Here is a 6,400-nt window from a genome sequence, read left to right as displayed (position 1 = left end):
CAGTGCTTTGAGCAACCTGCGGCTAGCTTCCTAGTTTGCTCTTTGATTTTCATTGAGTATAAAATAGTATTCACGGCTAGCTTCTTTCAAACATTTATTTCCTACTTCTAACAAATTTCTAAATGGTTTAAAAAAATTATAGTCTGTCAAGTTTTTTTCTTGACACCTGTCAGAAATCTGATATAATAGAACATGTGCTAAATAGCTCAGCTATTTCACCGAAATAAAAAATAAGAAAAGAGATATTAAAAATGGCAGTTAAAATCCGTTTGACTCGTATGGGTTCTAAGAAAAAACCTTTCTACCGTATCAACGTAGCAGATTCACGTTCACCACGTGACGGACGTTTCATCGAAACAGTTGGAACTTACAACCCACTTGTTGCTGAAAACCAAGTAACTTTGAAAGAAGACCGCATTCTTGCATGGTTGGCTGATGGAGCTCAACCTTCAGATACAGTTCGCAACATCCTTTCAAAAGAAGGTGTATTGAAGAAATTCCACGATTCTAAATTCTCAAAATAAGTTTAAAGTAGGTTGACAGATGGATACGATTGAAAATCTCATTATTGCGATTGTGAAACCCTTGATTTCACAACCAGATGCCTTAACTATCAAGATTGAAGATACACCAGAATTTTTGGAATATCATTTGGATCTTGATCAAAGCGATGTGGGTCGTGTAATCGGTCGTAAGGGTCGCACTATTTCTGCGATAAGAACGATTGTCTACTCTGTCCCAACTGAAGACAAAAAAGTAAGAATCGTTATTGACGAAAAATAAGAAGGGCGGGACGAATGTCTCGCTTTTTTGCGAGAAGTGTAAAATTGCAGCCATTAAGTACCAACATGAACGTGATTTGGAAGGATTTTTAAAGGGGGGACCTCTAAGACGATAAGAAATCAATTTTTTACTAATAAAGAAGGTATTAGTAAATATAAGAAAGATAAAGCAAGGAAAATGGCGGATTATACTATCAAAGTGAGGAATCTCCAAGAGGCAGATAAGTTAGAACTTGTGAGACAAGAACGAGAAAGGCAGACTAGACTAGTAGAGTCCTTTTTAGTCAATGAACTAGATAAACGGTGATAGCAGGCATAAAATACTAATCCTAGAAATAGCATCTAGCAGTCTACTATGCTACAATGGAAAGACAGTCTCAAAGAATTCTAGTCAATCAATCTTGAGAATAGCTATTTTTAAAAGGAGTAACAATCTATGAACGAGAAAACAAAAGCTTACCTAGCTGCCTTATCCTTTTCAGCCATCATTGGTTTTTCTTTTTTATTTACTAAGATTGCTTTAGGCTATGCCAGTCCTCTCACAAACTTAGCGCATCGCTATACAATCGCAGCTTTAGTAATGGTCGTTCTTCATCAAACCAAACTTATTAAAGTGAGTTTAAGTAGAAAAGATATTCTTTCTATTCTTCCTATGAGTTTTTTCTATCCTCTTCTCTTTTTTATTTTTCAATCCTTTGCTTTACAGTATATATCGTCTTCTGAAGCTGGAATTTTACAGGCTCTTGTCCCGATTTTTACTCTCCTTTTAGCATCGGCCTTTCTCAAGGAAAAGACAAGCTTGCTTCAAAAGTTCTTTTTATTTTTATCCGTAGCAGGAGTAGTTTTCATCTTCCTTAGTAAGGGAGCTAACTTTGGTACTGAGACTGCTAGCTTTGGCTTTCTCTTGATGTTGGGATCTGTTCTCGCCAATGCAATAAACAATATCCTCAGCAAGTCCAAAGGAGGACGCTATCGGGCTATGGATATGACAGCTGTTGTGATATTTGTTGGCTTCGTCACCTTTAATACGCTGAGTCTGACCTCGCACTATCTAGATGGCAACATATTAGCCTACGTTGCACCGCTCGGACAGCTTCCTTATCTACTTTCCATACTCTATTTGGGAATTTTAGCCTCTATCGTTACTGGTAGTCTCTCTATCTATGCTATTGTTCGACTTGGAGCATCAACCGTCAGTGTCTTTGGAAATCTTGGAACAGTTTTGACCATTCTAGCCGGAGCTCTTATCCTCCATGAACCAATTTATAGCTACCATGTAATCGGAGCCACTATGATTATTGCTGGAATTTTAGGCATGAATCTGATGAGAAAAAAGTAAAGATTGCGTAGCAGTCTTTTTCTTTATCTAAATGATACAGAAAATTCAAAATTTTTAATGTATTTAAGTTTAGAAAATGATGATCTTAATATGACATGATAAAATAGATAAAAAGAATAATACTAGGATAAAGAAGAGAGAGTTTAGAAATGAAGCAAAATGATATAGCTGAAGCTATTGCTTTTTATAACAGAAAACCTGAGACTTTGGTACGTCACATTATACCAGTAGTAGATTGTGATTTGGTTGTTTATCATCGTCCTGGAAACGCAAGTAAAGGCCACATTATTTTTTATCATGGAGCTTGTGGACGTAGTCAGATGTGGGCCCACCAGTATGATGCCTTTGAAGGATTTGACCTCTACTTTGTCAATGTTAGAGGACAGGGTGAATCACCTATGAAAGTTGGCCTACCTGACTTAGAAGGTGCTGTTCAAGATGTAGATGCTATTTTGTCCTATTTCCAGCTAGAAGAGGTGATATTGGTCGGACATTCTTGGGGAGGGAATCCACTTCAAGAGTACACCTATCGCCATCCAGAAAGAGTCCTAGCCTTGGTCATGGTAGATAGTTGGGGACAGCATCGTTACCTATCAGATAAAGAGAGAAATCGTATAAAATATAGTTCCCTTATGTATAAAACGATTCCTTGGAAGATGATTGCAGATAAGAACTCAAAAATGTGTACAGACAATCCTATCACAAGAGAATTAGTCAAGACGGCCATTATAGAAACTGGGCGAGATGTTTTTTTGAACCTTGGAATCACAGGTTTTTTGGCTGTCCATGAGATAGAAGGTTATCATGGCAATCCTCCTATGCTATTAGTAAGAGGCGAACACGATTTTCCCAAACACCTAAAAATGATCTACGATGGTATCATTGACTTAAATCCCAATGCGCGTCAAGTAACGATTTCAGATAGTAAACACCAACCGATGAATGACCATCCTAAAGAGTTTAATCAGATAGTTGGTGAATTTTTTGAAGAAGTAGTAGCTCCGTAGGATGAGATTTATCCAACTTGAGAAAATCCTTGGAACGTGATAAAATAAAGGATAAGGATTTTTAATAATTCATTATATAGAACGAGTGGATTTCTTTATGAAGAGGTTTGAAGTATCTACAGAGATTGGTAGTCTCTCTGTTACTTATCAAAAGCAAAAGAAAATGCTAGTTTGTTTAAGTGGCGCAGGTTTTCTACCAAGTTATGAAAATTTTTCACTTATACTTGAAAAACTTCCTCCTACAATTGGTTATTTGACAATTGATTTTCCGAACACAGGTAGGAGTCCGATTCATGACCAAGCTGGAAAAAATCTAGATAATCTTGCAGATGCGGTTTATGAAGTACTTGAAGAATTAGGGATTTCTGAATATATACTTTGTGTACATAGTTTGAGTGGAATTTTAGCTTGTAAATTGCTCAACAAATCAATTAAGTATCAGGCTTTACTAGCAATTGAACCGACAACTAAAAACGTCATGTTTGCTGATTTTTTAGAAAATCCTTATCCAGAAATGGAAGAGCAGATGAGGCTGATTGACGAGTGTGGTCCTGAACTTTATTTTAAGAACTTAACTCAAGCAACATTTAGCCCTGAAATTAATAAAGAAATCTGGGAAATAATGCAAGAAAAAGGCTTAGAGTTGGAAAATCAAGATCCAGGATTTCAGATATCTGGAGAGATTACTGAGGAAGATTTTGAGAATGTATCTATAGAATCTTATATCCCTGTATTTATTTTTTGTCAGGCTTATAGAGAAAAAGAGTACAGAGAATCAGAATATTGGACTTCCAATACTAAACTCATTTTAGGAGGGAATCACCATTATTTACAGTGGTCTGAATCCGAAAAAATTGCGGCTATTATTCGAGAATTGTCAGTATAAGATGGAAAGAAGGAGACTACAGGAGACAAGATGAACTACTTTAATGTTGGGAAAATCGTCAATACGCAGGGGTTGCAGGGTGAGATGCGAGTCTTGTCTGTGACGGATTTTGCAGAAGAACGGTTTAAAAAAGGGGCTGAGCTGGCCTTGTTTGATGAAAAAGATCAGTTTGTCCAAACAGTGACCATCGCTAGCCACCGTAAACAGAAGAACTTTGACATTATCAAATTTAAAGATATGTACCATATCAATGCTATCGAAAAGTACAAGGGATACAGTCTCAAGGTCGCTGAGGAAGATTTGAATGACCTAGATGATGGTGAATTCTACTATCATGAGATTATCGGTTTGGAAGTCTATGAGGGAGATAACTTGATTGGAACCATCAAGGAAATCCTGCAGCCAGGTGCTAATGATGTCTGGGTGGTCAAGCGAAAAGGCAAGCGTGACTTGTTATTGCCTTATATCCCACCAGTGGTTCTCAATGTTGATATTCCAAATAAACGAGTCGATGTGGAAATCTTAGAAGGGCTAGATGATGAAAATTGATATTTTAACCCTCTTTCCAGAGATGTTTTCTCCACTGGAGCACTCAATCGTTGGAAAGGCTCGAGAAAAAGGGCTCTTAGATATCCAGTATCATAATTTTCGAGAAAATGCTGAAAAGGCCCGCCATGTCGACGATGAGCCTTACGGAGGTGGGCAGGGGATGTTGCTCCGAGCTCAACCTATTTTCGATGCCTTTGATGCTATTGAAAAGAAAAATCCGCGCGTCATTCTCCTCGATCCTGCTGGAAAACAGTTTGATCAGGCTTATGCTGAGGATTTGGCTCAAGAGGAAGAACTTATTTTTATCTGTGGCCACTATGAGGGTTATGATGAGCGCATTAAGACCTTGGTGACAGATGAGATTTCTCTAGGTGATTATGTCCTTACTGGAGGAGAATTGGCGGCAATGACTATGATTGATGCGACTGTTCGCCTGATTCCAGAAGTGATTGGCAAGGAATCTAGCCACCAAGATGATAGTTTTTCTTCTGGTCTTCTTGAATATCCTCAGTACACACGCCCTTATGATTATCGAGGCATGGTCGTGCCAGATGTACTGATGAGCGGTCACCATGAAAAGATTCGTCAGTGGCGCCTGTATGAGAGTTTAAAGAAAACCTATGAACGCAGACCGGATTTGCTTGAACATTATCAACTGACAGCAGAAGAAGAAAAAATGCTGGCAGAAGTCAAAGAAAACAAAGAATAAAGGAGAAACCTATGCAAGTAATCAAACGTGATGGAGAAATTGCTGAATTTAATCCAGATAAGATTTACCAAGCTATCTTAAAGGCAGCTCAGACTGTCTATGTATTAACAGATGATTTGCGTCAAAACCTTGCACAAGTCACTAAAAAAGTGGTTTTGGATTTGGAAGAAGCCAAGGTGGAACGTGCTACTATTAGCATGATTCAGTCTTTGGTTGAGCATCGTTTATTGGGTGCAGGTTACATTACCATTGCTGAACACTACATTTCCTATCGTTTACAACGTGACTTGGAAAGAAGTGGTTATGGAGATCATATCGCCGTTCATTTACATTTTGAACAAGTTCGCTAAGAAAAAAGAGTGGGATGAAGCAACTACATCTCACTCTTTCTTAAATCTATTTTTTTGGGCTGTTTGGACAGTTGAGGGGACAAATCGCAGGCGTTGAATATCGCTTATACGGATAATACGGGTCACATTTTTGGCAAAATTTTTCACGATAATTTGCTGGCGTTGCTGATCATATTTGATGATATCACCTGTAAAACTTGTCTCTGACAAGATAAGGTGAACAGCGGTTTGTTTCTGGATAGCCTCTTCAATAGTGGCTGTAAGGGAGTTACTTTCAGTTTGGTCAGGTTGGTCATGTCCATTTAAAAAGTCATGTATTTTATTTAGAACTTGCTGGAATTTATGTCTCATATTGGCCTCCCTTCTTTTATATCAATATTATATAAAATTTTCCTAAAATCTACAAGATTTTACGAATAAACTAATGAAAGCTAAAAAAGGAGAAGAAAATGGCAGAATTTACATTTGAAATCGAAGAGCACTTGTTGACTCTTTCTGAAAACGAAAAAGGTTGGACCAAGGAAATCAACCGTGTGAGCTTTAATGGTGCCCCTGCAAAGTTTGATATTCGTGCTTGGAGTCCAGATCATACTAAAATGGGCAAAGGGATTACTCTCTCCAATGAAGAATTTCAAACAATGGTGGATGCCTTTAAAGGCAACTAATACTCTTCGAAAATCTCTTCAAACCGCGTCAACGTCGCCTTGCCGTATGTGTATGGTTACTGACTTCGTCAGTTCTATCCACAACCTCAAAACAGTGTTTTGAGCTGACTTCG

General features: G+C 37.9%; 10 protein-coding genes. 9 read left to right on the top strand and 1 reads right to left on the bottom strand.

What is annotated here, in order from left to right:
• Nucleotides 1-251 precede the first annotated feature (251 nt).
• The 8 genes from rpsP (at nucleotide 252) to ADH54_RS09160 (ending at nucleotide 5,622) form a co-directional block, all read left to right on the top strand.
• A complete protein-coding gene (rpsP, locus tag ADH54_RS09195) occupies nucleotides 252-524 on the top strand; it encodes a 30S ribosomal protein S16 (RefSeq protein ID WP_049520696.1) in 273 nt (90 codons plus the stop codon).
• A 19-nt stretch (nucleotides 525-543) separates the two neighbouring features.
• Nucleotides 544-783, top strand: coding sequence for an RNA-binding protein KphA (kphA, locus tag ADH54_RS09190; protein WP_000379617.1), 240 nt, complete (start codon nucleotides 544-546; stop codon nucleotides 781-783).
• Nucleotides 784-1,218: 435 nt separating this feature from the next.
• A complete protein-coding gene (locus ADH54_RS09185) occupies nucleotides 1,219-2,121 on the top strand; it encodes a DMT family transporter (protein ID WP_049524871.1) in 903 nt (300 codons plus the stop codon).
• A 149-nt stretch (nucleotides 2,122-2,270) separates the two neighbouring features.
• Nucleotides 2,271-3,128 carry an alpha/beta fold hydrolase gene (locus tag ADH54_RS09180; RefSeq protein ID WP_049524870.1) on the top strand — a complete coding sequence of 286 codons (858 nt, stop codon included), beginning with the start codon at nucleotides 2,271-2,273 and terminating at the stop codon, nucleotides 3,126-3,128.
• Between the two features lie 97 nt (nucleotides 3,129-3,225).
• Nucleotides 3,226-4,014 carry an alpha/beta fold hydrolase gene (locus ADH54_RS09175; RefSeq protein WP_049524869.1) on the top strand — a complete coding sequence of 263 codons (789 nt, stop codon included), beginning with the start codon at nucleotides 3,226-3,228 and terminating at the stop codon, nucleotides 4,012-4,014.
• Between the two features lie 30 nt (nucleotides 4,015-4,044).
• Complete coding sequence (rimM, locus tag ADH54_RS09170) at nucleotides 4,045-4,563, top strand: ribosome maturation factor RimM (protein WP_049524868.1); 519 nt, start codon at nucleotides 4,045-4,047, stop codon at nucleotides 4,561-4,563.
• Nucleotides 4,553-5,272: a tRNA (guanosine(37)-N1)-methyltransferase TrmD gene (trmD, locus tag ADH54_RS09165; RefSeq protein ID WP_049524872.1), complete on the top strand. Its 720-nt coding sequence runs from the start codon at nucleotides 4,553-4,555 to the stop codon at nucleotides 5,270-5,272. Before rimM ends, trmD begins: the two co-directional genes overlap by 11 nt.
• 11 nt (nucleotides 5,273-5,283) lie before the next feature.
• Nucleotides 5,284-5,622 carry an ATP cone domain-containing protein gene (locus ADH54_RS09160; RefSeq protein ID WP_001196039.1) on the top strand — a complete coding sequence of 113 codons (339 nt, stop codon included), beginning with the start codon at nucleotides 5,284-5,286 and terminating at the stop codon, nucleotides 5,620-5,622.
• A 30-nt stretch (nucleotides 5,623-5,652) separates the two neighbouring features.
• Here ADH54_RS09160 and ADH54_RS09155 read toward each other — a convergent pair whose 3' ends face one another.
• Complete coding sequence (locus tag ADH54_RS09155) at nucleotides 5,653-5,973, bottom strand: hypothetical protein (RefSeq protein WP_049524867.1); 321 nt, start codon at nucleotides 5,971-5,973, stop codon at nucleotides 5,653-5,655.
• Between the two features lie 98 nt (nucleotides 5,974-6,071).
• Here ADH54_RS09155 and ADH54_RS09150 point away from each other — a divergent pair, with 98 nt between their 5' ends.
• Nucleotides 6,072-6,287, top strand: coding sequence for a YdbC family protein (locus ADH54_RS09150; RefSeq protein WP_000807422.1), 216 nt, complete (start codon nucleotides 6,072-6,074; stop codon nucleotides 6,285-6,287).
• Nucleotides 6,288-6,400: the final 113 nt, after the last annotated feature.

It is taken from the genome of Streptococcus pseudopneumoniae (genome assembly GCF_001072315.1).
Lineage (GTDB): Bacteria > Bacillota > Bacilli > Lactobacillales > Streptococcaceae > Streptococcus > Streptococcus pseudopneumoniae_R.
Note: the sequence above shows the minus strand (reverse complement) of the source record. Positions and strands in the feature narration are given on the sequence as shown.

Coding starts and splice junctions, on each gene's coding strand:
- rpsP (WP_049520696.1), top strand. CDS start 252: ATGGCAGTTAAAATCCGTTTGACTCGTATGGGTTCTAAGAAAAAACCT.
- kphA (WP_000379617.1), top strand. CDS start 544: ATGGATACGATTGAAAATCTCATTATTGCGATTGTGAAACCCTTGATT.
- ADH54_RS09185 (WP_049524871.1), top strand. CDS start 1,219: ATGAACGAGAAAACAAAAGCTTACCTAGCTGCCTTATCCTTTTCAGCC.
- ADH54_RS09180 (WP_049524870.1), top strand. CDS start 2,271: ATGAAGCAAAATGATATAGCTGAAGCTATTGCTTTTTATAACAGAAAA.
- ADH54_RS09175 (WP_049524869.1), top strand. CDS start 3,226: ATGAAGAGGTTTGAAGTATCTACAGAGATTGGTAGTCTCTCTGTTACT.
- rimM (WP_049524868.1), top strand. CDS start 4,045: ATGAACTACTTTAATGTTGGGAAAATCGTCAATACGCAGGGGTTGCAG.
- trmD (WP_049524872.1), top strand. CDS start 4,553: ATGAAAATTGATATTTTAACCCTCTTTCCAGAGATGTTTTCTCCACTG.
- ADH54_RS09160 (WP_001196039.1), top strand. CDS start 5,284: ATGCAAGTAATCAAACGTGATGGAGAAATTGCTGAATTTAATCCAGAT.
- ADH54_RS09155 (WP_049524867.1), bottom strand. CDS start 5,973: ATGAGACATAAATTCCAGCAAGTTCTAAATAAAATACATGACTTTTTA.
- ADH54_RS09150 (WP_000807422.1), top strand. CDS start 6,072: ATGGCAGAATTTACATTTGAAATCGAAGAGCACTTGTTGACTCTTTCT.